General features: G+C 69.0%; 23 protein-coding genes. 16 read left to right on the top strand and 7 right to left on the bottom strand.

All coding sequences use genetic code 11. The features are described from left to right. Positions 1-4: 4 nt before the first annotated feature. The 3 genes from GRI72_RS05255 to GRI72_RS05245 form a co-directional block, all read right to left on the bottom strand. Positions 5-1165: a PrnB family protein gene (locus GRI72_RS05255; protein ID WP_160732882.1), complete on the bottom strand. Its 1161-nt coding sequence runs from the start codon at positions 1163-1165 to the stop codon at positions 5-7. Between the two features lie 76 nt (positions 1166-1241). Then, positions 1242-1661 (bottom strand): vgr related protein, encoded by a 420-nt coding sequence (locus tag GRI72_RS05250; protein ID WP_337191139.1) that lies wholly within the window; start codon positions 1659-1661, stop codon positions 1242-1244. 104 nt (positions 1662-1765) lie between these two features. Continuing rightward, positions 1766-2248 carry a copper chaperone PCu(A)C gene (locus GRI72_RS05245; RefSeq protein WP_337191138.1) on the bottom strand — a complete coding sequence of 161 codons (483 nt, stop codon included), beginning with the start codon at positions 2246-2248 and terminating at the stop codon, positions 1766-1768. 169 nt (positions 2249-2417) lie between these two features. Between GRI72_RS05245 and dnaK the strand changes: the two genes are divergently transcribed. Together dnaK and dnaJ are read left to right on the top strand one after the other, a co-directional pair. Continuing rightward, positions 2418-4349, top strand: a complete 1932-nt coding sequence (dnaK, locus tag GRI72_RS05240; RefSeq protein ID WP_160732880.1) for a molecular chaperone DnaK — start codon at positions 2418-2420, stop codon at positions 4347-4349. 78 nt (positions 4350-4427) lie between these two features. Continuing rightward, complete coding sequence (dnaJ, locus tag GRI72_RS05235) at positions 4428-5552, top strand: molecular chaperone DnaJ (protein ID WP_160732879.1); 1125 nt, start codon at positions 4428-4430, stop codon at positions 5550-5552. On the opposite strand, the gene GRI72_RS05230 is transcribed toward dnaJ, so the two are convergent. After that, positions 5553-7862 carry a patatin-like protein gene (locus GRI72_RS05230; protein WP_160732878.1) on the bottom strand — a complete coding sequence of 770 codons (2310 nt, stop codon included), beginning with the start codon at positions 7860-7862 and terminating at the stop codon, positions 5553-5555. Between the two features lie 71 nt (positions 7863-7933). On the opposite strand from GRI72_RS05230, the gene radA reads away from it, so the two are divergent. From radA to rnr, 8 genes are all read left to right on the top strand, one after another. Further along, positions 7934-9307: a DNA repair protein RadA gene (gene radA / locus GRI72_RS05225; RefSeq protein WP_160732877.1), complete on the top strand. Its 1374-nt coding sequence runs from the start codon at positions 7934-7936 to the stop codon at positions 9305-9307. 13 nt (positions 9308-9320) lie between these two features. Then, the gene (locus GRI72_RS05220) at positions 9321-9842 is read left to right on the top strand and encodes a CvpA family protein (protein ID WP_160732876.1); all 522 of its coding nucleotides are present in this window, start codon (positions 9321-9323) and stop codon (positions 9840-9842) included. Further along, positions 9839-10276, top strand: coding sequence for an iron-sulfur cluster assembly scaffold protein (locus GRI72_RS05215; RefSeq protein ID WP_160732875.1), 438 nt, complete (start codon positions 9839-9841; stop codon positions 10274-10276). Before GRI72_RS05220 ends, GRI72_RS05215 begins: the two co-directional genes overlap by 4 nt. Before the next feature lie 33 nt (positions 10277-10309). Beyond that, positions 10310-11944, top strand: a complete 1635-nt coding sequence (locus GRI72_RS05210) for an MFS transporter (RefSeq protein WP_160732874.1) — start codon at positions 10310-10312, stop codon at positions 11942-11944. Further along, positions 11937-12974, top strand: coding sequence for an alanine racemase (gene alr / locus GRI72_RS05205; RefSeq protein ID WP_160732873.1), 1038 nt, complete (start codon positions 11937-11939; stop codon positions 12972-12974). Before GRI72_RS05210 ends, alr begins: the two co-directional genes overlap by 8 nt. Positions 12975-13051: 77 nt before the next feature. Then, entirely contained in the window at positions 13052-13612 is a 561-nt protein-coding gene (gene phaR, locus GRI72_RS05200; protein ID WP_160732872.1) for a polyhydroxyalkanoate synthesis repressor PhaR, read from the top strand. Positions 13613-13658: 46 nt separating this feature from the next. Next, entirely contained in the window at positions 13659-15200 is a 1542-nt protein-coding gene (gene proS, locus GRI72_RS05195; RefSeq protein ID WP_160733227.1) for a proline--tRNA ligase, read from the top strand. A gap of 55 nt (positions 15201-15255) precedes the next feature. Continuing rightward, entirely contained in the window at positions 15256-17532 is a 2277-nt protein-coding gene (rnr, locus tag GRI72_RS05190; RefSeq protein WP_237486803.1) for a ribonuclease R, read from the top strand. Here the strand turns inward: rnr and GRI72_RS05185 are convergent. Beyond that, on the bottom strand, positions 17522-18358 hold the full coding sequence (locus tag GRI72_RS05185) for a helix-turn-helix domain-containing protein (RefSeq protein ID WP_160732870.1): 837 nt from the start codon (positions 18356-18358) through the stop codon (positions 17522-17524). The two genes, rnr and GRI72_RS05185, sit on opposite strands and share 11 nt — an antisense overlap. Positions 18359-18466: 108 nt before the next feature. On the opposite strand from GRI72_RS05185, the gene GRI72_RS05180 reads away from it, so the two are divergent. Further along, positions 18467-18859, top strand: a complete 393-nt coding sequence (locus GRI72_RS05180; protein ID WP_160732869.1) for a hypothetical protein — start codon at positions 18467-18469, stop codon at positions 18857-18859. On the opposite strand, the gene GRI72_RS05175 is transcribed toward GRI72_RS05180, so the two are convergent. Beyond that, positions 18852-19304, bottom strand: a complete 453-nt coding sequence (locus GRI72_RS05175; protein ID WP_160732868.1) for a universal stress protein — start codon at positions 19302-19304, stop codon at positions 18852-18854. The genes GRI72_RS05180 and GRI72_RS05175 overlap by 8 nt on opposite strands. Before the next feature lie 117 nt (positions 19305-19421). Between GRI72_RS05175 and GRI72_RS05170 the strand changes: the two genes are divergently transcribed. From GRI72_RS05170 to GRI72_RS05150, 5 genes are all read left to right on the top strand, one after another. Continuing rightward, on the top strand, positions 19422-20783 hold the full coding sequence (locus tag GRI72_RS05170) for a pyruvate dehydrogenase complex dihydrolipoamide acetyltransferase (RefSeq protein ID WP_160732867.1): 1362 nt from the start codon (positions 19422-19424) through the stop codon (positions 20781-20783). Between the two features lie 91 nt (positions 20784-20874). Then, a complete protein-coding gene (locus GRI72_RS05165) occupies positions 20875-21186 on the top strand; it encodes a hypothetical protein (RefSeq protein ID WP_160732866.1) in 312 nt (103 codons plus the stop codon). Between the two features lie 4 nt (positions 21187-21190). After that, the gene (locus GRI72_RS05160) at positions 21191-21586 is read left to right on the top strand and encodes an acyl-CoA thioesterase (protein ID WP_237486801.1); all 396 of its coding nucleotides are present in this window, start codon (positions 21191-21193) and stop codon (positions 21584-21586) included. Positions 21587-21678: 92 nt separating this feature from the next. After that, positions 21679-23091 carry a dihydrolipoyl dehydrogenase gene (gene lpdA, locus GRI72_RS05155; RefSeq protein WP_160732865.1) on the top strand — a complete coding sequence of 471 codons (1413 nt, stop codon included), beginning with the start codon at positions 21679-21681 and terminating at the stop codon, positions 23089-23091. Between the two features lie 24 nt (positions 23092-23115). Beyond that, positions 23116-24978 (top strand): cation:proton antiporter domain-containing protein, encoded by a 1863-nt coding sequence (locus GRI72_RS05150; RefSeq protein WP_160732864.1) that lies wholly within the window; start codon positions 23116-23118, stop codon positions 24976-24978. Positions 24979-25188: 210 nt separating this feature from the next. Here the strand turns inward: GRI72_RS05150 and GRI72_RS05145 are convergent, their stop codons facing one another. Then, positions 25189-25668, bottom strand: a complete 480-nt coding sequence (locus GRI72_RS05145) for a DUF1810 domain-containing protein (protein WP_160732863.1) — start codon at positions 25666-25668, stop codon at positions 25189-25191. Positions 25669-25677: the final 9 nt, after the last annotated feature.

The following is a 25677-nucleotide window of genomic DNA, read 5'->3' as shown; positions in this document are numbered from 1 at the left end:
CGCGTCAGACCGTCTGCGCGCGGTTCTCGTCGCGGTGCTTCTTCAAATAGCGCATGAACGGCGTGCCGCCCGTGCCAACGTCGGGATCGTTGCCCGCGATCGATCCGGCCTGCTTGTTGATGTAGCTGGCCGCATATTCGAGGTGTCGGGTGCGGAACCGCGCCGACTGCTCGAGGCAGGCGTTGAACGCGTCCTTCAGCGCCCGGTTGCCCGAGGCGGAGACGAAATCGCGCAAGCTCGATTGTGCGGCCAGGTCCTCGATGAAGCGGCGATGGGCGACCGGGCGATAGTGGTGCAGTTCGTCGAGGAAGCTCTTGAGCGGATCGTCCGAGTGGCCGACCTGGAACAGCGCGTCCATCGACGGGACGATGCTCGACTGCGAGCCGGTCTGGCCGCGGAAGGCCTGGGGCCGGTCGCCGAAGCGCTCGATCCCCTGGTAGACGAGCCCGCCGTCCAGCGCCGGGTTGTTCGCCCAGCCATGGATATAGGGCCGCACCCGGTGGAAGTAGACGTAGGGATCGCAGCGTTCGGGCATCCGCGCGAAATGGCCGTAGATCCGTTCCCACGCGGTGTCCATTTCGGCCAGGAGGCGGATCGCCTCGTCCTCGTCGCCCTGCCGGGCCACGGCGACGAGCCGCGCGGCGTTGTCGAGCAGGACGCCGGCCTCCGCCTCGATCGCGACGTGGACCAGGACGAACCAGTTCTCGTCCGCCCCGCCGTAGAAGTTCTGGAACATCGCGATATTGTCGAGATCGACCGGACCGGACTTGTCGACCCGGTACCAGTTGTCGAGGACGTAGGAGGAATAGGGCAGCAGCGGGGCCTGCCCCAGGCGGTCCGCGATCGCCACGATCGGCCGCGAGAGGTTCGCGGGCAGGTGGGCGGGCGGCTCCGCCTCTCCCCAGACGTAGGCCTGGACGAGGAAGGAATAGTGCACCATCGCGGTGCGGACCTCTTCCTCCGGTGCCTCGCACGCCCAGTCCTCCAGCCCCGGATCGGGCAGGGCGTCCAGCCAGTGCCGGATGCGGCCGGTGGTCAACAGCGCGGAAAGCTGGCCGGCGGCTTCGAGCACCGGGGCGAACTGGCCGGGGAGGGCGATCGAATCGATCTCGTAATGCGAAAGGAAGCCGCGCTCGCGCGACATTCCGTAGTCCTTTAGCTCCATGATTGAACCTGCATGCCGGGCGCGGGTTGGGCCGCCCGGTCATGCGGTCAAGTGGTATCGGTTGAAACCGTTTCTCTCAAGAGGCGCCGGGAAAGCGGACGAGCAGGTCGTAGGCGGCGGCGTCGCCGACGCCGGCCAGGCGGACCCCGTTGCGCAGCCAGAAGGCGTGCTTGACGATTTCGGCCTGCTGTTCGATCCCGTAACGTTCCAGCGGCCACCCGGGCTTGAGGCTGTAGTCGTAGCGGGCCCAGGGCATCCGCCGGAATACCAGCCACCAGCTGCCATTGCGCTGGGCCTGCCAGACATGGACCATCTCGTGGATGAAGAGGCCCTGGCGCAGGACCGATTCGCGCGCGAAATCATCGCAGTAGGCATCGCCCCGCGGGTGGAAATGCAGGTGCCCGCGCGGCGCCATCGTCACCCGGCGGGGCTGGAACGGGAAAAACTTGCGCCGCCTGATCGTGACCCGGGCATAGTCGATCGCGTCGCCGAACACGCTGCGCGCGAGGGCGATTTCGCCCGGGGTCAGCGGCCGCTCCCCCCCGGCCGGGCAGCGCGGTGCGGGTGGAGATGCGGCCCGGGATGCAGCCCGCGCCTCGCTCAGCGCTCTTCCCCGGGGCCGCGGATCTCCGCCTCGAACGTGGTCTTGTCGCCGCCCGAAACGATCAGCGTCACCTCGGTCGTTCCGCCGGGCTGAAGCTCGGGCGAGACGTCGGTCGCCATGACGTGCTTGCCGCCCGGCTCGAACTTGACCTCGGTCCCCTTGGTCAGGACCAGCGGCAGCATTTCCTGCATCTGCACCTGGCGGTTCCATTCGCCGTATTCGTGGAGCGACGCGCTGCCGGCCCCTTCGACGTGGGCGCGGTTGAGCGCGACGTTGCGATCGCCGTCGTAGGACAAGTCGAAATAGACCGCCGCCGGGTTGCCCTCCACCGGGGCCAGGACCATGCGCGCATTGGTGACCGTCAGGCCCGGCACCCCCTCGGGCGCGGTTTCGGCCTGTTCGTCGGCGCCGTCGCCGCAGGCGGCCAGGCCCAGGGTGGCGCACGAAAGGAACGCGGCGGCAAGGATCGGTGATTTCACGGTCGTTTCTCCCCTCCGGAACATATCCCGAAGCTAGCCGTGCCGCTCCCTTGTGCCAACCGAAACCGCACCTATATCGCCCTCGTAATCGAGCCGCCGAGCTGCTTTGCCGGTTACCGGGAAGCACATTGCGCGGCGTCCAACGTGTAGAAAGTGGAATAGGGAAACCATGGCGAAAGTAATCGGTATCGACCTCGGCACGACGAACAGCTGCGTTGCCGTGATGGACGGGGACAAGCCCAAGGTCATCGAAAACTCCGAAGGCGCGCGCACGACGCCGTCGATCGTGGCCTTCACCAAGGACAACGAACGGCTGATCGGCCAGCCCGCCAAGCGCCAGGCCGTGACCAATCCCGACAACACGCTGTTCGCCATCAAGCGCCTGATCGGGCGCCGTTTCGACGACCCGATGACCAAGAAGGACATGGAGCTCGTCCCCTACGACATCGTCAAGGGCAAGAACGGCGACGCCTGGGTCGAGGCCGGCGGCGAGGACTATTCCCCCAGCCAGGTTTCCGCCTTCATCCTGCAGAAGATGAAGGAAACCGCCGAAAGCTATCTCGGCGAAACCGTTTCGCAGGCGGTCATCACTGTTCCCGCATACTTCAACGACGCGCAGCGCCAGGCGACCAAGGACGCCGGCCAGATCGCCGGGCTCGAGGTGCTTCGCATCATCAACGAGCCGACCGCGGCCGCGCTTGCCTATGGTCTCGACAAGGACGACGGCAAGACGATCGCCGTCTACGACCTCGGCGGCGGCACGTTCGACGTCTCGATCCTCGAAATCGGCGACGGCGTGTTCGAGGTGAAATCGACCAACGGCGACACGTTCCTGGGCGGTGAAGACTTCGACAGCGCGATCGTCGAATATCTCGCGGACCAGTTCGAGAAGAAGGAAAACATGGACCTGCGCAAGGACAAGCTTGCGCTCCAGCGGCTGAAGGAAGCCGCGGAAAAGGCCAAGATCGAGCTGTCGTCCAGCCAGCAGACCGAAGTGAACCTGCCGTTCATCACCGCCCGCATGGAAGGCGGCTCCAGCACCCCGCTGCACCTGGTCGAAACGATCACCCGCAGCAAGCTGGAACAGCTGGTCGGCGACCTGATCAAGCGGACGCTGGAACCGTGCAAGAAGGCCCTGGCCGACGCGGGCGTCGAGAAGGGCGGCGTCGACGAGGTGATCCTGGTCGGCGGCATGACCCGGATGCCCAAGGTGCGCGAAGTGGTCGAGGAATTCTTCGGCAAGAAGCCGCACACCGGCGTCAATCCCGATGAAGTCGTCGCCATGGGCGCGGCGATCCAGGCCGGCGTGCTCCAGGGCGACGTCAAGGATGTCCTCCTGCTCGACGTGACCCCGCTCTCGCTCGGCATCGAAACGCTGGGCGGGGTGTTCACCCGCATGATCGATCGCAACACGACGATCCCGACCAAGAAGACGCAGACTTATTCGACCGCGGAAGACAACCAGAACGCGGTGACCATCCGCGTCTTCCAGGGCGAGCGCGAGATGGCCGCGGACAACAAGATGCTGGGCCAGTTCGACCTCGTCGGCATTCCCCCGGCGCCGCGCGGCGTGCCGCAGATCGAGGTGACGTTCGACATCGACGCCAACGGCATCGTCAACGTTTCCGCGAAGGACAAGGGCACCGGCAAGGAGCAGCAGATCCGCATCCAGGCTTCCGGCGGCCTCAGCGAAAGCGACATCGACCAGATGGTGCAGGACGCGGAAAAGTTCGCCGAGGAAGACAAGAAGCGGCGCGAGGGGGCCGAGGCCCGCAACCAGGCCGACAGCCTGGTCCACGCGACGCAGAAGCAGCTCGACGAGCACGGCGACAAGATCAGCGCCGACCTGAAGGGCCAGGTCGAGACCGCGCTTGCCGAGACGAAGACCGCGCTGGAAGGCGACGACATCGAGGCGATCGGCAGCAAGGCCCAGGCCCTGACCGACCTGGCGATGAAGATGGGCCAGGAAATCTACAGCCAGGAGCAGGCCTCCGCCTCGGCAGGGGCGCCGGAAGGCGACGGCGCGGCGGGCGAGAGCGGCCCCGACGAGGAAGTCGTCGATGCCGAGTTCTCCGAAGTCGACGAAGACAAGAAGGACTGAGACGTCCGGTGAAGAAACAGGCCGCCGCCGGAGCGCACCGCCCCGGCGGCGGCTAGTTTCTTGAAGGACGGGGATATCATGTCGGCAACCGAAATCGATTTCTACGAGCTGCTCGGGGTCAGCCGCGACGCGGACGGGGCGACGATCAAGTCCGCCTATCGCAAGCTGGCGATGAAGTATCACCCCGATCGCAACGCCGGGTGCAAGGAGAACGAGGCCAAGTTCAAGGCGATCAGCGCGGCCTACGACTGCCTGAAGGACCCGCAGAAACGCGCCGCCTACGACCGTTATGGCCATGCCGCCTTCCAGCAGGGCATGGGCGGCGGCGGGGGCCATCCGGGCGCCGACTTCGCCGACCTGGGCGATATCTTCGAAACGATTTTCGGCAGCGCCTTCGGCGGTGCCGGCGGCCGCCAGCAGGCGCGCCGCGGGGCCGACTTGCGCTACGACATGGAAATCGGGCTGGAAGAGGCCTTCCACGGCACGACCAGCCAGATCGAGATCGAGGTTTCGCAGAACTGCGAGACCTGCCACGGATCGGGCGCGACGCCGGGCACCAGCACGCGCGGGTGCAACTTGTGCAACGGATACGGCAAGGTCCGCGCCAAGCAGGGCTTCTTCGTGGTGGAGCGGCCGTGCCCCAATTGCCACGGCCGGGGCGAAGTCCTCGTCAGCCCGTGCCGCGATTGCGGCGGGGAAGGGCGGATCGACCGGCCGCAGGCGATCGACGTGGAGATCCCGCCGGGCGTCGATACCGGCACCCGCATCCGCCTTTCGGGCAAGGGCGAGGCCGGGCCGCGCGGCGCGCCGCCGGGCGATCTCTATATCTTCGTCCACGTCCGCCGGCACGAAGTGTTCGAGCGCGAGGGCACGACCCTGCTCAGCCGCGTCCCGGTCAGCTTCACCACCGCCGCGCTGGGCGGCAAGGTCGATATCCCCGATCTCTCGGGCGAGACGAACACGGTGGAAATCCCCGCGGGCATCCAGTCGGGCCGCCAGCTGCGCGTGCGCGGTGCCGGGATGCCGGTGCTCCAGGGCCGCGGGCGGGGCGACCTGGTGGTCGAGATCATGGTCGAGACGCCGACCCGCCTGACCAGGGAACAGCGCGCGATCCTCGAACAGTTCCGCGAGACCGAAACCGGCGACGAATGCCCGGAAAGCCGGGGCTTCTTCGAAAAGCTGAAAAGCGCGTTCGGCGCCTGATCAGCGGGCGCCGAGCACTTCGGCGCGAATCCTGTCGAGCAGCCCAGGGTCCGCGCGCAGGCGCTCGCGTTCCTCGTCGAGGATTGCGAGGAACAGCTTGCGCTTGAACGCGGCCGGGTCCGGCCCCTCGGGATCGCCCACGGTCGAGCACACGAGGTCGATCATCCGCTCCGCCCCGTGCAGGCGGCCCCAGAGATAGTCGTTCTCGCGATAGGCGCGGCTGAAGAAGGCGCCGAAATTGTAGAACTCGATTCCCCGCAGCGTGGCCCGCGTGCCCCCTTCGCGGATCGAGCGGGCATCGTCGGGGCTGATCCGGTCCACCTTGATCGGGTCGAACTCGGTCAGCGCGTCCTCGCGCACCAGCGGCAGGGTGGCGACGTCGTAGAACGGGAAGCCCAGGTACGTCAGCAGCATCAGCCGCCGCAGGTTGCGCGGCATCCGCTCGAGCGCCTCGGCCAGCATCCGTTCGGCCGTCTCGTCCACCCCGGGCAGCAGGCGGCGCTGGCCGAGCGTGTCGATCACGTCCAGCGGATCCTCCATCACCCGCGCGGCGACGGCGGGGAAATCGTCGCCCAGTCCCGCCACGCCCTCGCGGTCGAAATAGAGCGCGAGGATGGCGTAGATCGCGTCGCGCGCCTCCTCCACCGCGGCATCGGGGATTTCGGGATCGGCCTCCCACTCGCGCGAGAGGCGCCGGGCGAGCAGGCGCAGGCGGCGTACGCGAAAGCCGACGTCGTGCGCGCGGAAGAAGGCGATCGCCTCCTCGCTCGCCCCGCCCGAGGGCGAGGAAAGCCGCTCCAGCCCCCGCTCCGCCAGCGCCGCGCGCAGGCGCAGCACGATCGGCCGGGCGTCGGGCAGGTCCAGCCCCGGCGCGGCCTCGAACACCAGCTCGGCCAGCTCCTCCACGATCGCGGTGAACTTGGCCTGGGCGTAGGACTGGAACGCATAGCCGGCCCGTTCTGCCGCCGCCTGCTGGGCCTTGGCGCGCCAGGCGTGGAGGCGGCGCGGGGTCGGCCGGTCGAGGAACAGCGTCATCCCGAACAGCTTCTCCACCGCCGCCTCGACGTCCGGGCGCAAGGCCGCGATCATCGCCTGCCGGCGCTGCGCCTCGTGCGTCTGCCGCTCGAGGATCTCCAGGTTGTCGCGGATCGGCTGCTCGCGCGGGATGGTCGAGAGCGAGCCGAGGATGACGCCGAAGAACCCGACCGGTTCGCCCTCTTCCTCCGCCGCCGCCTGCGAGCGGTCGGGACGCGGGTCGATATAGACGAAGCGCCGGTCCACCTCGCGCTGCGCCGGGCGGCCGCGCAGGGCCTCGATCGCCGCCTCGAACGGCTTGTTGACCAGCACCGATCCGTCGATCAGCGATACGTTCTCGACCGATCGCTGCTGGACGTGCGCGGGCATCACGCGGCCCAGGAACGCGCCGCGCCCGGACCAGCCCGCCCCCCGTTCCCCCGCAAGGCGGTCGATCTCCTCCAGGCGCAGCGGGGGGAAGGCACCGGGAAAGCTGGCGGTGGCGCGGGCGGCGAACGTCAGCTCCAGCGGATCGGCCAGGTCGGTGCCGCCGGTGCGCGGGCTGCGCGCGGAAAAGGCGATCGGCAGCCGGTGTTCGCTTTCTTCGACCACCGGCGGGCTGTTCAGCCGCAGCAGTTCCAGGTGGCCGCGGAAGTCGGTCGCGGTGACCATCAGGTCGATCGGGTGGTTGGGCGGCAGCAGCGGCTGCGCCACCGGCCCTTCGGCCATGGCGCGGAAAGCGTCGTAGAGCAGGCGCGAGAAGCCGATGCCGGAGAAGGGCGGCGCGAACCAGCGGCCGCGGATGAACTGCGAGACCTTGCGCCGCACCTCCGCCTGGGTTTCGGGCGCCACGCTTTCCGACACCGCATTGCCCGGACGCTTCAGCAGCCACCATGCGATCGGCTGGGCCCAGTACTTGGCGAATCGCCAGACCGGCTCCGCCTCCGGGTCCACCAGGCGCTCGACATCGGCGGTCGAGAGCCACAGCTCGGTCAGCGGCTCGAGCGACTGGCCCGAATGGATCGCCTGGGCGAGGAAGACCGCGTTGATCCCGCCCGCGCTGGCCCCGGCCAGGATATCGGGCAGGACGCGCAGCTTCAGGCCATTGCGCGATCCGATGTCCTGCAACAGCTCGCGATAGACGCCCTGGACCCCGCCGGCCGGGGCATCGCCGGCGTGATAGGCGCGGCTGGCGCTGGCGAGCTTCCAGATCTCCTTCGTCACGCCGTGCATGTAGACGGCAAGGCTGACCCCGCCGTAGCAGACGAGCGCGATCCTCAGTTCCTTCTGCCGCATGGCCCGCCTTGTGCCGGGCGCGTGCCGGCTTGGCAATTGCGTTCCGCAAATGTTCTGTTTACGGAGCGGGGATGGCGAAGACCAAGAAACGTTACGTGTGCCAGGCCTGCGGCTCGGTTTCGCACCGGTGGCAGGGGCAGTGCCCCGATTGCGCCGAATGGAACACGCTGGTCGAGGATGTCCCGGCCACGGTCTTCTCGCAGAAGCACGACTTGTCGAGCGGCGGACGCCGGGTGGCCTTCGAACCGCTCGACGCGCCGGGCGAGGCGCTGCGCCGGCGCACGACCGGGCTGGCCGAGTTCGACCGCGCCCTGGGCGGCGGCCTGGTGCCCGGTTCCGCCATCCTGATGGGCGGCGATCCGGGCATCGGCAAGTCCACCCTGCTGCTCCAGGCGGCCGCGCGGATCGCCGCTGCCGGGGCGGAGGCGGTCTATGTCAGCGGGGAGGAAGCCGCCGGGCAGGTGCGCCTGCGCGCCGCGCGCCTGGGGCTGGCCGACGCGCCGATCAAGCTCGCCGCCGCGACTTCGGTGCGCGATATCCTGACGACGCTGAACGGCATGGCCGCGCCCGCGCTGCTGGTGATCGATTCGATCCAGACGATGTATTCGGACACGATCGAAGGGGCGCCGGGCACGGTCAGCCAGGTCCGCGGCTGCGCGTTCGAACTGATCCGCTATGCCAAGGAGAACGGCGTCGCGCTGGTCCTGGTGGGGCACGTGACCAAGGACGGCAACATCGCCGGACCGCGCGTGCTGGAGCACATGGTGGACGTGGTGATGAGCTTCGAAGGCGAACGCAGCCACCAGTACCGCATCCTGCGCAGCCTGAAGAACCGGTTCGGCCCGGTGGACGAGATCGGCGTCTTCGCCATGGCGGGGCAGGGGCTGGAGGAAGTGGCCAACCCCTCGATGCTGTTCCTTTCCGGCCGCGACGAGCCGCTTGCCGGCAGTTCGGTCTTCCCCGCGCTGGAAGGGACGCGGCCGGTCCTGGTCGAGGTCCAGGCGCTGATCGTGCGGTTGCAGAGCGGCGCGACCCCGCGGCGCGCGGTGGTCGGGTGGGACAGCGGGCGCCTGGCCATGCTCCTCGCCGTGCTGGAGGCGCGCTGCGGGCTGAACTTCAGCTCGGCAGAGGTCTATCTCAACATCGCTGGCGGATACCGCCTGACCGATCCGGCGGCCGACCTCGCCGTTGCCGCGGCGCTCGTTTCGGCGCTGGCGGACAGGCCGCTGCCGGCGCGCAGCGTGTGGTTCGGCGAAGTCTCGCTGGCAGGTGAAGTCCGCCCCGTCGCGCATTCGGCCGTGCGCCTGCGCGAGGCGGCGAAGCTCGGGTTCAGTTCCAGTTTCGGCCCGCACGACGATACCGCCGCGGGCGCGCACGACGGGGTTGATTACCGGGCGATCGGGCAACTCGCCAATCTCGTTGACCGGATCGCGGCAACCCCCTAATTTTGCCCCCTCCATGACCGTCTTCGACATCATCGTCCTGGTTATCGTCGCAGTCGCCGCGATCGGCGGTTTCATGCGCGGTTTCGTGCAGGAAATCCTGTCGCTGGCGGCGTGGATCCTGGCGGTTTTCGCCATTCGCGCGCTGCATACGCCGCTCTACCAGGCGATAGAGCCTTATGTCGGGAGCGAGACGGGAGCGGCCGTGCTTGCCTTCACGCTGCTTCTGCTGATCCCCTATGCCGCGATGAAGCTGATCGCAGGGCGTGCGGGCCAGGCCTCACGCAGCTCGATCCTCGGCCCGATCGACCGCGTGCTGGGCTTCGGCTTCGGCGCGATCAAGGGGGCGATCATCGTGGTCCTCGCCTTCTCGCTCCTCGTGCTCGGCTACGACACGATCTGGGGCGTCGCCGGCCGGCCCGACTGGATCAGCACGGCGCGCACCTACCCGGTGGTCAACGCGGCCAGCGATGCCCTGGTCGAAATCGTCCACGAAAGGCGGCAGGCGATCCGCACGGCGATCGAAGCCGGCGAATGACGCTAGGCGCCGCCGCGCGGCTCTACACCCCCGAACTCCTCGGCCTCGCCGTGGAACTGGCCGATTACCCGCTGGACGCGGGCCTTCCCTGGCAGGGGGAAGCCGTTTCGCGGACCTGCGGCAGCACGCTGGCGATCGGCTTCGACCGGGCGGCGGACGGCACGGTCGCGCGGCTCGGGATGCGCGTTTCGGCCTGCGCGGTGGGCCAGGCGGCCGCGGCGATCTTCGCGCGTGTGGGCGTGGGCAGCGACGAAACCGCCATCGTCGAAGCGGGACGCGCGGTCGAGGCCTGGCTGGCCGGCGGCGCGCCGCCCGCCTGGCCGGGGATCGAGCTGCTCGGCCCCGCGCGCGCCCACGCCGCCCGGCACGGCGCCATCCTCCTGCCGTGGAGAGCGGCCGCCAACGCGCTTTCCAAGCCCGCCCGGCGCGATTAAAGCTGCCCGGCCTTGGGAGAGGGGGGGAATGCGATGAACGAGAGCCAGCCACCGGGAATGCGCGAGCCGACCGAGACGGAAATCCGCCTTGTCATCGCCGCTTCGTCGGCCGGCACGGTTTTCGAATGGTACGATTTCTTCATCTACGGCACGCTTGCCGGGCTGATCGGCGCGGCCTTCTTCCCCAGCGGGAACGAGACGTTGCAGCTCCTGCTGGTCTGGGCCGGGTTCGCGGTCGGTTTCGGTTTCCGCCCGCTGGGCGCGATCCTGTTCGGTTTCCTCGGCGACAAGTGGGGGCGCAAGTACACCTTCCTCGTCACCGTCACGCTGATGGGCATTGCCACGGCGGGCGTCGGGATGATCCCCAGCGCCGCCAGCATCGGCATTGCCGCGCCCATCATCGTGATCGGTTTCCGCATCCTCCAGGGCCTGGCGCTGGGCGGTGAATACGGCGGCGCGGCGATCTACGTCGCCGAACACGCCCCGCCCGAGAAACGCGGGTTCTACACCAGCTTCATCCAGGCCAGCGTGGTCGGCGGCTTCGTGCTGTCGATCGCGGTCGTGCTCGCCTGCCGCCTAGTCATCCCGGCGGACGACTTCGCCGACTGGGGCTGGCGCGTGCCCTTCCTGCTGTCGATCGTGCTGCTGGGCATTTCGCTGTGGATGCGCCTGAAGCTCAACGAAAGCCCGGTGTTCCAGGCGATGAAGGCGGAAGGCCGGACCGCGGCCAATCCCTTTGCCGAAAGCTTCAGTTACCCGGGCAACAAGAAGCGGATCTTCGTCGCGCTGTTCGGGATCACCGGCGTGCTGACGACGATCTGGTACACGGCCTTCTTCTCCGGCCTGTCGTTCCTGCGCGGGCCCATGCGGATGGAGGAAGGGCTGGTCGAAGTGATCCTCTTCGCCGCCGGCATGATCGCGATGTCGTTCTATATCTTCGTGGGCCGCTGGTCCGACCGGGTCGGCCGGAAGAAACCGATCGTGATCGGCGCCCTGCTGACGTTGGGCCTGCTGTTCCCGATCTTCTGGGGCATGGGGCAACTGGCAAACCCCGGCCTGGCCGCCGCGGCCAAGGCCAGCCCGGTCGTCGTCTCGGGCCCCGAGTGCACGACCGACCCCTTTGCCGAGCTGTTCGACCGCGAACAGACCGATTGCGGCAAAGTGCTCGAAACGCTCACCGCCTCGGGCGTGCGCTACACGGTCGAGCCGGGCTCCTCGCTCTCGTTGACCGTCGCCGGGCAGCCGATCGCGACCCCGCCGCGCTGGTTCGAAGACCCGGTCGCCCGGCGCGAAGGGATCATCGCCGCGCTCGAAGGCCACGGGTTCGATTTCAGTCGCCAGTCGCCGCCGCTGCTCAACGTGCTCGGCATTCTCGGCCTGCTCCTCGCGCTCGGCGGGCTCTCGGCGCTCACCTACGGCTCGGTCGCGGCGCTGCTGGCGGAGATGTTCCCGCCGCAGATCCGCTATTCCTCGATGTCGATCCCCTACCATATCGGCGCCGGTTACCTCGGCGGCTTCCTGCCCCTGATCGCGGGGATCATCGTGGCGCGCACCGGGGACGTCTATGCCGGCCTGTGGTACACCTGGGCCGTGGTCGCGTTCGGCGTGATCGTCGCCTGGTGGGGCATCCCGGGCGGGCCGCCCAAAGACTTCGAAGCCGATGGCTGACCTTCCGCCGCCGAGCTTGCGGCTGAACCTCGACGAAGGGGCGCTGGCGGCGAACTGGCGCGCGCTGGACGCGCTTTCGGGCACGGCGCGCGCGGGCGCGGCGGTGAAGGCCGACGGTTACGGCCTCGGCGCGGCGCGGGTCGCGCGCGCGCTGAAAGCGGCCGGGGCGCAGGATTTCTTCGTCGCGCACTGGAGCGAAGCGGCAGAGCTCGAAGGCGCTATCGACATGCGCCGCCTTTCGGTGCTGCATGGCCCCTTGCGGGCCGAGGATGCGGCTTTCGGCCGGGCGCTGGGGGTCAGGCCGGTGATCAATTCGGTGCCGCAGGCCCGGCGCTGGCTCGAAAGCGGCGGCGGGCCGTGCGACCTGATGGTCGATACCGGGATCAACCGCCTGGGCCTTGCGCCCGCCGATCTCCGCGACCCGGCGGTCGCCGCGCTCGAGATCGACGTGCTGATGTCGCACCTCGCCTCGGCGGACGAGGACAGCGCGCTCAACGCGTTGCAGCTGGATCGTTTTCGCGCGGCCTGCGCCGCCGTCCCCGCGCGGCGGCACAGCCTTGCCAACAGCGCGGGGATCGCCCTTGGGGCCGATTACGCCTTCGACCTGACCCGGCCGGGGCTGGCGCTCTACGGCGGGGTTCCGCGGCCAGAGCTGGCCGGGCGCATCCGCCAGGTGGCCCGGCCGCAGGCGGCGATCGTACAGGTCCGCATGCTCTCGCCCGGCGAAAGCGTCGGCTACAACGCGACTTTCACCGCCGACCGCCCGCTGCGCGCGGGGGTCGTGTCGCTCGGATATGCCGACGGGTTCCTGCGCTGCCGCGGGCAGGGCGCGCTCCACCACCAGGGGGCCGCCCTGCCGCTGCTGGGCAAGGTATCGATGGACATGGTCGTCGTCGATCTTTCCGCCGCGCCGCAGGCGGGGGAGGGGGACTGGCTCGACGTTCCCTTCGACCTGCCGGGCGCGGCAAGCGCCTGCGGCCTGTCGCAATACGAGCTGCTGACCACGCTCGGCCGGCGGCTGCGGGCCTAGCCGTCCCGCACCGATGTTGCGCTGCACATGCTGCACCTGCTAATGCAGCATTCGCGCAGCATTTTCAGGACCTTTCGATGCCGAAAACCCAGGCCAACCCCGACGACCCGATCATCATCAAGAAGTACGCCAACCGGCGCCTCTACAACACCGGCACGTCCAGCTACATCACGCTCGACGACCTTGCCCGGATGACGCGCGAGGACGTGCAGTTCCAGGTCGTCGATGCCAAGTCGGGCGACGACATCACCCATTCGATCCTGACCCAGATCATCATGGAGGAAGAGGCGAGCGGCGAGCAGATGCTGCCGGTCAGCTTCCTGCGCGACCTGATCTCGATGTACGGCAATTCGATGCAGGCGATGATGCCCGGCTATCTCGAGGCCAGCATGGCGAATTTCCGCAAGAACCAGGCCAAGCTGCAGGAGGCCTTTCGCGAAGGGATGGGCAACAGCCCCTTCGCCCGGATCGCGGAAACCAACATGGCGATGATGCGCGCCGCGACCGAGGCGTTCATGCCCGCGCCGCCCGCCGCCGACGAAGAGCCCGCGGCCGGGCCGAAGCAGGACACCGAGATCGCCGCCCTGCGCGAACAGATGGCGGCGATGCAGAAAAAGCTGGACGAGCTGGGCAAGTAGCGCGAACGGGCGCCCCATTGCCGAACACTGATTGACGGGAACTGACGTGTCCAAGATCCGCCATGCGCTGAACACCCGGCGCGCCGACGATTTCGCCCAGTGGTACCAGGAAGTGATCGCCGCCGCCGACATGGCCGAGGAATCGGGCGTGCGCGGGTGCATGGTGATCAAGCCCTGGGGCTATGGGATCTGGGAACGGATCCAGCGCCTGCTGGACGACCGGATCAAGGCGACCGGGCACGACAACTGCTATTTCCCGATCTTCATCCCGCTGTCGAACTTCGAGCGGGAGGCCGAGCATGTCGAAGGCTTCGCCAAGGAAATGGCGGTCGTCACCCATCACCGGCTGGTGGCCGACGGCAAGGGCGGCCTGGTCCCCGACCCTGAGGCCAGGCTGGAAGAGCCGCTGGTCGTGCGCCCGACTTCCGAAACGATCATCGGCGATGCCATGGCCCGCTGGGTCCAGTCGTGGCGCGACCTTCCGCTCAAGCTCAACCAGTGGGCCAATGTCGTGCGCTGGGAAATGCGCACCCGCATGTTCCTGCGCACGAGCGAGTTCCTGTGGCAGGAAGGCCATACCGCGCACGAGAATGCCGAGGACGCGAAGGCCCATACCCTGCGGATGCTGGAAGTCTATCGCGCCCATGCCGAAGACGACCTGGCCATGCCCGTCGTCGCCGGGGAGAAGCCCGAGCACGAGCGGTTTCCCGGCGCGGTCGAAACCTGGTCGATCGAGGCGATGATGCAGGACGGCAAGGCCCTGCAGGCGGGCACGAGCCACTATCTCGGCACCAATTTCGCCCAGGCCGCGGGCATTCGCTACCAGGACCGCGAGGGTGGGCAGGAACTGTGCCACACGACGAGCTGGGGCGTTTCCACCCGTCTCGTCGGCGGCATGATCATGACCCACGGCGACGACGACGGGCTGCGCGTCCCGCCGCGGCTGGCCCCGTGGCAGGTGGTGATCCTGCCCATGCTGCGCGACAACGAGGGCGACGCCGCGCTGCTCGACTATTGCGAGGCGCTGCGCTCCGCGCTCGGCGCGCGCGCGGCGCTGGGCGAGCCGGTTCGCGTCCTGCTCGACGACAAGCCGGGCAAGGCCGCCGCCAAGCGGTGGGACTGGGTGCGCAAGGGCGCGCCGATTATCGTCGAGGTCGGCGGGCGCGACATGGAAGGCGGCGTCGTCAGCCTGCTGCGGCGCGACCGGCTGTGGGGCGAAAACGGCAAGCCGGCCTTCGCCGCGCCTTCGCACGAGGAGGCGGGCGAGACGATCCCAGCCATGCTCGAGGACATCCAGCAGGCCCTGTTCGACGAGGCGCGCGAGCGGCGCGAGGCGAACATCCGGCGCGGCGTCGCCACGCTGGAGGACATGGAAGCGTTCTTCGCCGGTGCCGGGCGCTATCCCGGCTGGGTCGAAGTCCAGTGGGCGCGGCCCACGGGCGCGGAACTCGACGGCGTGGTCGAGCGGCTGAAAGCGCTCAAGCTGACGGTTCGCAACGTTCCGATGGACGGCCCGCCGGTGGACGGCGCCTGCATCTTCACCGGCCGGCCGGCGGTCGAAAGGGTGCTGGTCGGCAAGGCATACTGAGCCGCGCGACCGGTCCGAGGATGACAGCGGCCCCTGCCGTTCCCATATGGGGCCGATGCAACGAAAGACACAACGACGGACTGCCGGGCTGCCCACGCCCGAACAGATCCTCGAATTCATCCAGACGTCCGACCAGGTCGTGGGCAAGCGCGAGATCGCGAAAGCCTTCGGCCTCAAGGGGCAGGAAAAGATCGCGCTGAAGAAGCGCCTGAAGGACATGGCCGAGGAAGGCCTGATCGACGGCAAGAAGACCGCCTATCACCGGATGGGCGGCGTCCCGCGGGTCACCGTGCTGCGGGTGATGGAGATCGAGGACGGCGAACCGTTCGCGATCCCCGACAGCTGGCAGCCCGACGACGCGACCCCGCCCCCGCGCGTGCGGATCGTCGAAGCGAAGAAGGGCAAGGCGCGCCACGCCGCGCTGAAGGTGGGCGACAGGGTCCTCGCCCGGACCGAGGAGGCCGGCCGGGGCTGGAAAGCCCACGTGATGAAGAAGCTGCCCGCACGGACCGAGGGCCTGATGGGCGTGGTCGAGATCGACCGCAGCGGGAAGGGCTGGCTGGCGCCGGTCGACAAGCGCGTGCGCAACGCCTCGCCCATTTCCGATCTCAGCGGGGCGGAGGAAGGGCAGCTCGTCCTGGCCGAGCCGGCCGGGCGCAGCCCGCGCTCGGGCGTGCGGGTGGTCGAGGTACTGGGCGACCCGCTCGCGCCCCGGAGCTTCTCGCTCATCGCGATCGCCAAGCACGGCATTCCGCACGTCTTCCCCGAGGCCGCGATCGAGGAAGCGCGGCGCGCTGCGCGCCTCCCGCTGAGCGAAGACAGGCGCGAGGACTTGCGCGCCCTGCCGATCGTCGCGATCGACCCGGCCGACGCGCGCGACCACGACGACGCGATCTGGGCCGAGCCCGACGGGGAAGGGGGCTATCGCGCGCTCGTGGCGATCGCCGATGTCAGTTTCTACGTCCGCCCCGGCGGCGAGCTGGACCGCGAGGCGCGCAAGCGCGGCAACTCGGTCTATTTCCCCGACCGCGTCGTGCCCATGCTGCCCGAGGTGCTGAGCGCCGACGTCTGCTCGCTGCGGCAGGACGAGGATCGCGCGGCCATGGCCTGCCACCTTCGCATCTCGCCCGAAGGCAAGGTGACCAGTTGGCGCTTCACCCGGGCGATCGTGCGGATCGCGCACAATATCGCCTACGAAGACGCGCAGGCCGCGATCGACGACGGCGATGCGCCCGCGCACTTGCGCCACTTGTGGGACGCCTGGAAACTGCTGTTCCGGGCCCGCAACGACCGCGACCCGCTGGAGCTGGAACTGCCCGAGCGGCAGGTGCGGCTGGACGAGGAAGGGCGGATCTCCGAAATCGCCGTGCGCGAGCGGCTGGACGCGCACCGGGTGGTGGAAGACTTCATGATTGCCGCCAACGTCGCCGCGGCCAAGGCGCTGGAAAGCAAGACCGCGCCGGTCGTCTATCGCGTGCACGAACCGCCGAGCCGCGAGAAGCTGGTCGCGCTGAAGGAATACCTCGCCACTTTCGGCCGCTCGATGGCGCTGGGCCAGGTCATCACGCCGGGGCTGTTCAACCGGATGCTCAAGGACGTCAGCGACGAGAGCGAGAAGGCGCAAGTGATGGAAGCCGTCCTGCGCACGCAGACCCAGGCTTACTACGGGCCGCAGAACGCCGGCCACTTCGGGCTGGCGCTCGGCTCCTACGCGCATTTCACCTCGCCCATCCGGCGCTATGCCGACCTGCTCGTCCATCGTGCGCTGGTCGATGCCTTCGCGCTCGAACAGCCGCGCCCGGCGGGCGACCTGCCGCCGACCAGCGGCCTTTCCGACCGCGACCGGGCGGACCTGGGCAAAGTGTCCGACGCGATCAGCCAGGCCGAGCGGCGCGCGATGGAGGCCGAACGCGACACGATCGACCGCTATGTCGCGGCCTGGCTTTCCGGCCGGGTGGGCGAGACGTTCGATACCCGCATCACCGGCGTGCAGCCGTTCGGCTTTTTCGCCACGATCGAGGGGCTGGGCGGCGACGGGCTGGTGCCGGTTTCCACCCTGGGGGCAGAGCATTTCGGTTACGACGAGGCCGCGCAGACGCTCGTCGGGTCGGACAGCGGGACGCGATACGCCCCGGGCGACCGCATCCGCCTGCGCCTGGGCGAGGCCAACCCGCTGACCGGGGCGCTGAAGTTCGAGCTGCCCGATGGCGAAGGGCAGATCGAACCGCGCGGCGAACGGCCCGCCCCGCGCCGCAGGAGCCACGCGCGGCAGGGCCGGCGCGGACGGCCCGCCAATATCCGCCACCAGGGGCGCGGCAAGCCTAAGCGGTAGCCGCCCCTTGCGCGAGATCGGCCAGGATCGCGCGCGAGGCCTCGTCCGAAGGGAAGAAGGCCTCGATCGCCAGTTCCGACAGGGTGATGTCCACCGGGCTGCCGAAGACGGTCGTGGTCGATATCAGCGACAGGCGGCCCTGCTGCAGGTCGAGCACGAGCGGTACGGCGATCGCCTGGCCGCTGCCTGCCGGCGCGGGGCCGGCCGTGCGCGGCAGCGGCAGTGCCCGCAGTTCCCGCTCCAGCGCGGCCAGCGCCGGGTCGCCGCTCGCGTCGACCTGCGCCGAAAGGCGTGCGAGGAGATGGGCCCGCCACTCGGCGAAATTGGCAATGCGCGGCGCGATCCCGCCGGGGTGAAGCGCCAGGCGCAGGACGTTGACCGGCGGCGCCAGCAGCTCGCTCTCCACGCCGGACAGCAGCGGGGCGAGCGCGGCATTGGCCGCGACGAGGTTCCACGCCCGGTCCACCGCCAGCGCCGGATAGGGCTCGTGCCCGGCGAGCAGGCGCTCGACGATCTCGCGCGCCCCGGCGAGCTGCGGGTCGTCCAGCGGACGCTCGCGATGGGCGGGCGCGAACCCGGCCGCCATCCGCAGGACATTGTGCGCCCGCATCGGCATCGCGAGTTCGCGGGCGAGGCGGTCCACCACCGCCGGGCTGGGCGCGCTGCGGCCGGTTTCGATGAAGCTCAGGTGGCGCTGCGAGATCTCGCTCGCGAGCGCGAGGTCGAGCTGGCTGACTTTCCGCCGCGCGCGCCATTCCTTCAGGATCACGCCGGGGCGCGCCGCCTCGCCCGCGGCATCGGGGTGGGGGAGGGTTGCCTGTTCCATGGTTGCGATCCTAGCCGCCGGGGCCGGGAAAGCCATTACCTGCGGGGTAATCGACCCGCCGCAGCCGCGCTGCGAGGCTGGTCTTCGTCACTTCAACGGAGAAAGACCATGCCGAAAATATCCCTGCGAACCGCCCTCGTCCTCGATGCCGCCAGCTGCGCGCTGTTCTTCGCGCTGTGCGTCGGGCTGACCGGCGCCGTTGCCGCCATCCTCGGCCTGCCGGCCGGCCTGGTCGCGATCGCCGGGTGGATCTGCCTGCCGGTGGCCGCGATGCTGGCTCTCCTCGCGATCCGCCCCGTCGCGCCGCTGCTGGGGCTCGTCGCGCTGGGCAATGCCGGCTGGGTCCTGGCGAGCCTGGCGGTCTGGCTGACGCATTTCGGCGCGCTTACCGCCGCCGGCCACGCGGTGATCCTGGCCCAGGCCGTCGCGGTCGAGATCTTCGCGGTGGTGGAATGGCGCGGGTGGAAGAACCTGCGGCACGTGCCGGCGAAGGCTAGCTGAGCTGGTCGATCGCCTCGACCGGCAAGCCGCCGGGAATCACGAACAGCGGGCAGGGCAGGGAGCCGGAGTGAGCCGAGAAATGGGTCACCAGCGGTCCCGGCCCGCCTTCCGGCGCCGACCCCAGGACGAGGGCGGCGACCTCGGGGTGTTCGGCCAGGTATTCCTTGATCACCGCCTGCCCTTCGCCCACGCGCACCGCGATCGTGGGCATTCGCCCGCTTTCGGAATAGAGGTTGCCCGCGGCGCTGCTGGCCATGACTTCGGCCCGGTCGCGCGCCTCCTGCTCGATCGTCGCCTGGACGCCGCCGAAGGCGTTGAAGCTCTGCGGCTGGACGAGCGCGAGGATATGGACCGCGCCCCCGGTCGCCTGCGCGCGGCGCGCGGCGAAGCGCAGCGCTTTGCGCGCTTCTTCGGTCTCGTCCATGATCACGAGGTAGACCCGCATCCCGTATCCTCCGCGCCCGGGTATCCGATGAAATCGTATTCCGCGCAAGGACCTTGCCCGCGCGCGCCAAATTGGCCACAGCGGGCCGCGCAAACTCGCGAGGACCCGACGTAAACCATGCCCACCCCGATCAAGATGCCCGCCCTTTCGCCGACGATGGAAGAAGGCACTCTCGCCAAGTGGCTCGTGAAGGAAGGCGATCAGGTCAGTGCCGGCGACATCATGGCCGAGATTGAAACCGACAAGGCGACGATGGAGTTCGAGGCCGTCGACGAAGGCACGATCGTCGCCATCGACGTGCCCGAGGGCACCGAAGGCGTGAAAGTCGGCACCGTGATCGCCACGCTCGCCGGCGAGGACGAGGACCCGGAAGAAACCAAGGCCGCCGCCGGCAGCGATGCCGCGAGCGAAGACACGAACGAAAGCGCGAACGAAAGCGAAAGCAAGGATGCCGCGCCGGCCGATTCGCCCGCCGGCGCAGGCGGCGACGAGGCGCCGGCCAGCGGCAATGGCGGCAATGGCGCTGCCACGTCCGCCCGGCGCGATCCGGCCAAGGCCCCGCCGGTGCCCCGCGCCGATGGCGAGCGGGTGATCGCGTCACCGCTGGCGCGCCGCATTGCCGAGCAGAAGGGGATCGACCTGTCCTCCGTCACCGGCAGCGGGCCCAATGGCCGGATCGTCAAGGCCGACGTCGAACAGGCCGAAAGCGCGGCCCCGGCCGCCGCGGCGCCTTCGGCCGCGCGCGAGGCCCCCGCCCCCGCCGCCCCGCAGCAGCAGGGCGAGTTCGGCGCGCCTTACGAGGAAGTGAAGCTCAACAACGTTCGCAAGGTCATCGCCCGCCGCCTGACCGAGGCGAAGCAGTCGATCCCGCATATCTACCTGACGGTGGACGTGCGGCTCGACGCGCTGCTCAAGCTGCGCGGCGAACTCAACGCCAGCCTCGAGGCGGATGGGGTCAAGCTGTCGGTCAACGACCTGCTGATCAAGGCGCTTGCCCGCGCCCTGCAGCGGGTGCCGCAGTGCAATGTCAGCTTCCAGGGCGACGCGCTGCACCAGTACCAGCGGCAGGACATCTCGGTCGCCGTCGCCGCGCCGAGCGGGCTGATCACGCCGATCGTCACCGATGCCGGGCGCAAGGGCCTGGCCCAGATCTCGACCGAGATGAAGGAACTGGCCGGCAAGGCGCGCGAGGGCAAGCTGCAGCCGCACGAATATCAGGGCGGCACCGCTTCGCTGTCGAACCTCGGCATGTTCGGCACCAAGCAGTTCGACGCCGTGATCAACCCGCCGCAGGCGATGATCCTGGCCGTCGGCGCGGGCGAGAAGCGCCCCCATGTGATCGACGGCGCCCTGGGCGTGGCCACGATGATGACGGCCACCGGCAGCTTCGATCACCGCGCGATCGACGGGGTGGACGGGGCCCAGCTGATGGACGCGTTCCGCCAGCTGGTGGAAAACCCGATGGGATTGCTGGTCTGACGTGGGCCTGCTGCCTGCCATAGCTCTTGCGCTTCAGACGGTCGGCCCTCCCGCGCCGGACGCCGCCCCGGTCAGCAACGTTCGCGTGCCGATGATCGGGCTCGAGGGCCCCGCTTTCGACGCTTGCGGCGGAATTGCCCGCGTCGCTACTTACGATGGAGAGGAGCCGGTGCGCGAGAGGCCCGAGGCCGGCGCGCTGGAAAGCGATACCCTGCCGCACCGCGCGCTCGTGTGGCTATGCGACGCGGAAGGGGAATGGCAGGGGATCGTCTATCCTTCGGGCGAATTCCAGGAGCTCGGCGATTGCCGGGTCAGCAGCCCGGTCGCAGAATCGCGGCCCTACGACGGGCCCTGCCGCCACGGATGGGTCATGGCGGTGAACCTCCAGCTGGTGGCGGGGTAGGGCGATGGCGGAAACGCGCGAGCCGACGATCCGGGTCACGGCCATGCCGGCCGATACCAATCCCTATGGCGGCGTGTTCGGGGGCTGGTTGATGAGCCAGATGGCGCTGGCCGCCGGATCGCTGGCCAGTCGCACCGGGCGCGGCAAGGCGGTGGTCGTTTCGGCGAGCGATTTCGCCTTTCCCGGGGCAATGGCGGTCGGCGACGAGCTGTCGGTCTATTGCGAGATCGCCGCCACCGGCACGACGTCGCTGACGATCGCGGCGGAGGCGATCGCGCGCGAACGCAACGGCGAATCGCAGGTGAAGGTGGCGCAGGGCCGGTTCAAGTTCGTCCTGCTCGACGAGAACGACCGCCCGCGCGCGGCCGCCGCACCATCGAAAAGTTTTCACCCGAGGTAGTCCAACGGCGCCCGATTTCATGCTTTCCTACACGGCCATCGCCGCGGCAAGGGACCGGACGCGCCACAATTTTCTGCGAGGCATTTCGACCCATGGCTGACAACAAGTACGACGTCATCGTTCTCGGCTCCGGCCCCGGCGGCTATGTCGCGGCGATCCGGGCGGCCCAGCTGGGCCTGAAGACCGCGATCGTGGAACGCGAGCTGCTGGGCGGCATCTGCCTCAACTGGGGCTGCATCCCGACCAAGGCCCTGCTGCGTTCGGCCGAGATCTTCCACTACATGCAGAGCGCCGGCGACTACGGGCTGAAGGCGAAGGAAATCGAGGCCGACCTGGAAGCGGTGGTGAAGCGCAGCCGCGGGGTTGCCAAGCAGCTGAACCAGGGCGTCACCCACCTGATGAAGAAGAACAAGATCGCCGTTCACATGGGCGAGGGCACGCTGACCGGCCCGACCAGCCTGACCGTGAAGGGGGAGAAGGGCGAGGAGAAGCTCACCGCCAGGCATGTCATCGTCGCGACCGGCGCGCGGGCGCGCGACCTGCCTTTCGCCAAGGCCGACGGCAAGCGCATCTGGACCTATCGCCACGCGATGACGCCGCCCGAAATGCCGAAGAAGCTGCTGGTGATCGGCAGCGGCGCGATCGGGATCGAGTTCGCCAGCTTCTACAACGACATGGGCGCCGACGTGACCGTGGTCGAAATGCTCGACCGGATCGTGCCGGTCGAGGACAAGGACGTTTCCGCCTTCCTCGAGAAGTCGCTGGCCAAGCAGGGCATGACGATCATGACCGGGGCCGGGGTGGAAGACATCAAGGCCTCTGCCAAGGGCGTGAAGGCGAAGATCAAGGCGAAGGACGGCACGGTTTCCGAAACCGAGTTCACCCATTGCATCGTCGCCATCGGCATCGTTCCCAACACCGAGAACATCGGGCTGGACAAGCTGGTGGAGATGGACCGCGGGTTCATCCGGATCGATCCGTTCGGCCGCACGAAGTCGAAAGGGCTGTGGGCGATCGGCGACTGCACCCCCGGCCCCTGGCTGGCGCACAAGGCCAGCCACGAAGGCGTCGCCGCGGCCGAGGCGATCGCGCAGGAACTGGGCAACAAGGACGTCCACCCGCACCCGCTCGACCGCAACAACATCCCCGGCTGCACCTACTGCCACCCGCAGATCGCCAGCGTCGGCATGACCGAGGCCGCCGCGCGCGAGGCCGGGCGCGAGGTGAAGGTCGGCACTTTCCCGTTCATCGGCAACGGCAAGGCGATCGCGCTGGGCGAGGCCGAGGGCTTCATCAAGACCGTGTTCGATGCCGCGACCGGCGAACTGCTGGGCGCGCACATGATCGGCGCCGAAGTGACCGAGCTGATCCAGGGCTACACGATCGGCAAGACGCTGGAGACGACCGAAGCCGAACTGATGCAGACGGTCTTCCCGCACCCCACGCTGTCGGAGATGATGCACGAGAGCGTGCTTGGCGCCTACGGCCGCCCGCTGCATATCTAGCGCGATCGCCGGAAGGAGGGCGAGATGACCGATTTCCTTGTTCTCGCCTTCATCATCATGGTCGCCGGGGTCGCGGCGGTGCCGCTGGCGACCCGGTTCGGGCTCGGCTCGGTCCTCGGCTACCTCCTCGCCGGCATGGCGCTCTCGCCGTTGCTCTCGGCCCTGCGCGTGGACGTGGAGGGGCTGCAGGTCTTCGCCGAGTTCGGCGTTGTCATGATGCTGTTCATCGTCGGGCTGGAGCTGGAACCGCGCAAGCTGTGGGACATGCGGCGCCAGCTGCTGGGCCTGGGCGGGGGGCAGGTCGTGGCGACGACGCTGGTTCTCGCCGGCGCGGTCTACCTGGCGGGCGAGGAATGGCGCACGGCGCTGGCCATCGGCATGATCCTCGCGCTCTCCTCCACCGCCATCATCGTCCAGACCCTGACGGAAAAGGGCCTGCTGAAGAGCGAGGGGGGCGAATCGAGTTTCTCGGTCCTCCTGTTCCAGGACGTGGCCGTGATCCCGATCCTCGCGCTCCTGCCGTTCCTCGCGCTGCCGGAAATCGCCGCGACGGCCGGCGCCGCCGCGGGCGAGGCGGCCCACGCCCACGCGGGCATCGACCTGACCGAGGGGATGCCGGTGTGGCTTTCGGGGCTGGTCACCCTGGCCGCGATCGGGGCCGTGGTGCTGATCGGGGCCTACCTCACTCGCCCGGTCTTCCGCTTCATCGCCGCCGCCCAGCTGCGCGAACTGTTCACCGCGGCCGCGCTCGTCTTCGTGATCGGGATCGCCCTGCTGATGACGCTGGTGGGCCTGTCGCCCGCGCTGGGCACTTTCCTCGCCGGCGTCGTGCTGGCGAACAGCGAATACCGCCACGAGCTGGAAAGCGACATAGAGCCGTTCAAGGGCCTCCTGCTCGGCCTGTTCTTCATCACCGTGGGGGCGGGAGTCGATTTCGCGCTGGCGATCGCGAACTGGGCCACCGTCCTGGGCTGGGCCCTGGCCATCATCGCGATCAAGGCCGCGATCCTCGCCATCATCGCCCGCATCGCCGGGCTGCGCCGCCAGTCGGCCTGGCTCTTCTCGCTCAGCCTCGCCCAGGCCGGTGAATTCGCCTTCGTCCTGATCAGCTTCGCGGTCGCGAACTTCGTGCTCGACGGCGAGACGGCGGACATGCTGCTGCTGATCGTGGCGCTGACCATGCTGGCGACGCCGCTGCTGTTCATCGTCTACGACAAGCTGATCGCCGCCGCCTATTGCCGGGGCGAACAGCGCGAGGCGGACACGATCGACGAGGACAACCGCATCATCATCGCCGGGCGCGGCCGCGTCGGCGGGATCGTGGACCGGATGCTCGATGCCGCCGGTTACCGGGCGACGGTGATCGATTACGATTCGACTCACCTCGAACACCTGAAGAAATTCGGGGTCAAAAGCTATTTCGGCGACGCCACCCGGCCCGACCTGCTCGCCTCGGCCGGGATTGCACGGGCGCGGCTGCTGATCGTCGCGCTCGACGAGCGCGAGCAGATCGACAAGCTCGTGCGCTATGCCATCCGCAACTTCCCGCAGCTGCACGTGATCGCGCGGGCGATCGATCGCGACCACGTCTATCACCTCTGGGCCATGGGCTGCCGCGACGTGATCCGCGAGACTTACGACGCCGCGCTGCGCATGGGCCGTTCGGCCTACGAGGCGCTGGGCGCCGACCGCCAGGCGGCGATCGCCATGCGCGACGCGTTCGAGGAGATGGATCGCAGCTCGATGCGCGAGGTCGCCGAACTCTATCGCGAGGATATGCCTGCCTGGGACAACGAGCCGCTCCTCGCCAAGGTCAGGGAGCTGCGCGCCGAGTGGGACCCGAAGCTGCGCGAGATGATGGACGACATCATCGGCCGCGGGCGCTAGCCGGGCGCGCACCGCTCGGCGCGAATTCCTCCCGGCCCGGCGCGCACCGGCGCACCCTTCGCCCGTTTCCGGCGTTCTTCATCCGAAGGAGAGGCCGGATGAAATTCGAGATCGACGACGACCCGCAGGGCGAAACGGGCCTGTGCGAAGGCGACCGCACCGGCGGCGTGCGCGAAGACCACCTGCTGCGGCGGCGCCCGCGCGAGATCGTCAACGATGCCGGCCGGGGCCGCTTCGGTTCCCCGGGCCGCCGTGTGGTGCCGTCCGGCCCAGGCGTTCCAGCGTCCGTTCCTCCCGCCGCCCCGCGAACCACGCATCCAGCACGGCGGTGAACGCGGGCGCGGGTTCGACCGCCTCGAATAGCGTCAGCGACGACCAGAGGCGCATCGTGTCGCAGGGACCGAACAGGCAATAGGGCGGCTTCGCCAGGTGCGGGGCAAGTTCGCCCACGCACCGGCGATAGCGCGCGCCCAGGACCGCGTGTTCGAGATAGGCCGCCGCCTCGTCGATCGAGCGCAAGGCAAATCGCTCGGTCGTCTCGTCGCGGCTCAGCCCGGCGAGGGGCGGGAAGATCGCGTGGGTCCAGTCTGCGTGGCAGGTGCCGCGCCGAAGACGTTCCACCGCGGTGTCGTAGACGCAGCCCTGCGCCCGCAGGAAACGGCACAGCCCGTGCGGGTCCTGCCCGGTCATGCCCCCGGC

This window comes from Pelagerythrobacter marinus, assembly GCF_009827515.1.
Taxonomy (GTDB): Bacteria; Pseudomonadota; Alphaproteobacteria; order Sphingomonadales; family Sphingomonadaceae; genus Pelagerythrobacter; species Pelagerythrobacter marinus.
Note: the sequence above shows the minus strand (reverse complement) of the source record. Positions and strands in the feature narration are given on the sequence as shown.

Coding starts and splice junctions, on each gene's coding strand:
- GRI72_RS05255 (WP_160732882.1), bottom strand. CDS start 1,165: ATGGAGCTAAAGGACTACGGAATGTCGCGCGAGCGCGGCTTCCTTTCG.
- dnaK (WP_160732880.1), top strand. CDS start 2,418: ATGGCGAAAGTAATCGGTATCGACCTCGGCACGACGAACAGCTGCGTT.
- dnaJ (WP_160732879.1), top strand. CDS start 4,428: ATGTCGGCAACCGAAATCGATTTCTACGAGCTGCTCGGGGTCAGCCGC.
- GRI72_RS05230 (WP_160732878.1), bottom strand. CDS start 7,862: ATGCGGCAGAAGGAACTGAGGATCGCGCTCGTCTGCTACGGCGGGGTC.
- radA (WP_160732877.1), top strand. CDS start 7,934: ATGGCGAAGACCAAGAAACGTTACGTGTGCCAGGCCTGCGGCTCGGTT.
- GRI72_RS05220 (WP_160732876.1), top strand. CDS start 9,321: ATGACCGTCTTCGACATCATCGTCCTGGTTATCGTCGCAGTCGCCGCG.
- GRI72_RS05215 (WP_160732875.1), top strand. CDS start 9,839: ATGACGCTAGGCGCCGCCGCGCGGCTCTACACCCCCGAACTCCTCGGC.
- GRI72_RS05210 (WP_160732874.1), top strand. CDS start 10,310: ATGAACGAGAGCCAGCCACCGGGAATGCGCGAGCCGACCGAGACGGAA.
- alr (WP_160732873.1), top strand. CDS start 11,937: ATGGCTGACCTTCCGCCGCCGAGCTTGCGGCTGAACCTCGACGAAGGG.
- phaR (WP_160732872.1), top strand. CDS start 13,052: ATGCCGAAAACCCAGGCCAACCCCGACGACCCGATCATCATCAAGAAG.
- rnr (WP_237486803.1), top strand. CDS start 15,256: ATGCAACGAAAGACACAACGACGGACTGCCGGGCTGCCCACGCCCGAA.
- GRI72_RS05185 (WP_160732870.1), bottom strand. CDS start 18,358: ATGGAACAGGCAACCCTCCCCCACCCCGATGCCGCGGGCGAGGCGGCG.
- GRI72_RS05180 (WP_160732869.1), top strand. CDS start 18,467: ATGCCGAAAATATCCCTGCGAACCGCCCTCGTCCTCGATGCCGCCAGC.
- GRI72_RS05175 (WP_160732868.1), bottom strand. CDS start 19,304: ATGCGGGTCTACCTCGTGATCATGGACGAGACCGAAGAAGCGCGCAAA.
- GRI72_RS05170 (WP_160732867.1), top strand. CDS start 19,422: ATGCCCACCCCGATCAAGATGCCCGCCCTTTCGCCGACGATGGAAGAA.
- GRI72_RS05165 (WP_160732866.1), top strand. CDS start 20,875: ATGATCGGGCTCGAGGGCCCCGCTTTCGACGCTTGCGGCGGAATTGCC.
- GRI72_RS05160 (WP_237486801.1), top strand. CDS start 21,191: ATGGCGGAAACGCGCGAGCCGACGATCCGGGTCACGGCCATGCCGGCC.
- lpdA (WP_160732865.1), top strand. CDS start 21,679: ATGGCTGACAACAAGTACGACGTCATCGTTCTCGGCTCCGGCCCCGGC.
- GRI72_RS05150 (WP_160732864.1), top strand. CDS start 23,116: ATGACCGATTTCCTTGTTCTCGCCTTCATCATCATGGTCGCCGGGGTC.
- GRI72_RS05145 (WP_160732863.1), bottom strand. CDS start 25,668: ATGACCGGGCAGGACCCGCACGGGCTGTGCCGTTTCCTGCGGGCGCAG.